Raw genomic sequence first — 2500 nt, forward strand, 5'->3', positions numbered from 1 at the left:
CTCAGGACGAACGCTGGCGGCGTGCCTAATACATGCAAGTCGAGCGGACAGATGGGAGCTTGCTCCCTGATGTTAGCGGCGGACGGGTGAGTAACACGTGGGTAACCTGCCTGTAAGACTGGGATAACTCCGGGAAACCGGGGCTAATACCGGATGGTTGTTTGAACCGCATGGTTCAGACATAAAAGGTGGCTTCGGCTACCACTTACAGATGGACCCGCGGCGCATTAGCTAGTTGGTGAGGTAACGGCTCACCAAGGCAACGATGCGTAGCCGACCTGAGAGGGTGATCGGCCACACTGGGACTGAGACACGGCCCAGACTCCTACGGGAGGCAGCAGTAGGGAATCTTCCGCAATGGACGAAAGTCTGACGGAGCAACGCCGCGTGAGTGATGAAGGTTTTCGGATCGTAAAGCTCTGTTGTTAGGGAAGAACAAGTGCCGTTCAAATAGGGCGGCACCTTGACGGTACCTAACCAGAAAGCCACGGCTAACTACGTGCCAGCAGCCGCGGTAATACGTAGGTGGCAAGCGTTGTCCGGAATTATTGGGCGTAAAGGGCTCGCAGGCGGTTTCTTAAGTCTGATGTGAAAGCCCCCGGCTCAACCGGGGAGGGTCATTGGAAACTGGGGAACTTGAGTGCAGAAGAGGAGAGTGGAATTCCACGTGTAGCGGTGAAATGCGTAGAGATGTGGAGGAACACCAGTGGCGAAGGCGACTCTCTGGTCTGTAACTGACGCTGAGGAGCGAAAGCGTGGGGAGCGAACAGGATTAGATACCCTGGTAGTCCACGCCGTAAACGATGAGTGCTAAGTGTTAGGGGGTTTCCGCCCCTTAGTGCTGCAGCTAACGCATTAAGCACTCCGCCTGGGGAGTACGGTCGCAAGACTGAAACTCAAAGGAATTGACGGGGGCCCGCACAAGCGGTGGAGCATGTGGTTTAATTCGAAGCAACGCGAAGAACCTTACCAGGTCTTGACATCCTCTGACAATCCTAGAGATAGGATGTCCCCTTCGGGGGCAGAGTGACAGGTGGTGCATGGTTGTCGTCAGCTCGTGTCGTGAGATGTTGGGTTAAGTCCCGCAACGAGCGCAACCCTTGATCTTAGTTGCCAGCATTCAGTTGGGCACTCTAAGGTGACTGCCGGTGACAAACCGGAGGAAGGTGGGGATGACGTCAAATCATCATGCCCCTTATGACCTGGGCTACACACGTGCTACAATGGACAGAACAAAGGGCAGCGAAACCGCGAGGTTAAGCCAATCCCACAAATCTGTTCTCAGTTCGGATCGCAGTCTGCAACTCGACTGCGTGAAGCTGGAATCGCTAGTAATCGCGGATCAGCATGCCGCGGTGAATACGTTCCCGGGCCTTGTACACACCGCCCGTCACACCACGAGAGTTTGTAACACCCGAAGTCGGTGAGGTAACCTTTTAGGAGCCAGCCGCCGAAGGTGGGACAGATGATTGGGGTGAAGTCGTAACAAGGTAGCCGTATCGGAAGGTGCGGCTGGATCACCTCCTTTCTAAGGATTTTAACGGAATATAAGACCTTGGGTCTTATAAACAGAACGTTCCCTGTCTTGTTTAGTTTTGAAGGATCATTCGATTCTTCGAGATGTTGTTCTTTGAAAACTAGATAACAGAAGTAATTCACATTCAATTAGTAATGCAAGATATCACGTAGTGATTCTTTTTAACGGTTAAGTTAGAAAGGGCGCACGGTGGATGCCTTGGCACTAGGAGCCGATGAAGGACGGGACGAACACCGATATGCTTCGGGGAGCTGTAAGCAAGCTTTGATCCGGAGATTTCCGAATGGGGAAACCCACCACTCGTAATGGAGTGGTATCCATATCTGAATACATAGGATATGAGAAGGCAGACCCGGGGAACTGAAACATCTAAGTACCCGGAGGAAGAGAAAGCAAATGCGATTCCCTGAGTAGCGGCGAGCGAAACGGGACCAGCCCAAACCAAGAGGCTTGCCTCTTGGGGTTGTAGGACACTCTGTACGGAGTTACAAAGGAACGAGGTAGATGAAGAGGTCTGGAAAGGCCCGCCATAGGAGGTAACAGCCCTGTAGTCAAAACTTCGTTCTCTCCTGAGTGGATCCTGAGTACGGCGGAACACGTGAAATTCCGTCGGAATCCGGGAGGACCATCTCCCAAGGCTAAATACTCCCTAGTGACCGATAGTGAACCAGTACCGTGAGGGAAAGGTGAAAAGCACCCCGGAAGGGGAGTGAAAGAGATCCTGAAACCGTGTGCCTACAAGTAGTCAGAGCCCGTTAATGGGTGATGGCGTGCCTTTTGTAGAATGAACCGGCGAGTTACGATCCCGTGCAAGGTTAAGCAGAAGATGCGGAGCCGCAGCGAAAGCGAGTCTGAATAGGGCGAATTGAGTACGTGGTCGTAGACCCGAAACCAGGTGATCTACCCATGTCCAGGGTGAAGTTCAGGTAACACTGAATGGAGGCCCGAACCCACGCACGTTGA

Annotated in this window: 2 rRNA genes (both cut by a window edge); both read left to right on the forward strand. The window is 52.9% G+C overall.

Annotated elements, in window-relative coordinates:
- Nucleotides 1-1528, forward strand: a 16S ribosomal RNA gene (locus G4O42_RS00990); it begins 22 nt to the left of the window's first position.
- 175 nt (nucleotides 1529-1703) lie between these two features.
- A 23S ribosomal RNA gene (locus G4O42_RS00995) occupies nucleotides 1704-2500 on the forward strand (it continues 2133 nt past the right edge of the window).
- The 16S and 23S rRNA genes sit together here, the layout of an rRNA operon.

The sequence above is a fragment of the Bacillus sp. LUNF1 genome (genome assembly GCF_011008975.1).
GTDB classification, from domain to species: domain Bacteria; phylum Bacillota; class Bacilli; order Bacillales; family Bacillaceae; genus Bacillus; species Bacillus velezensis.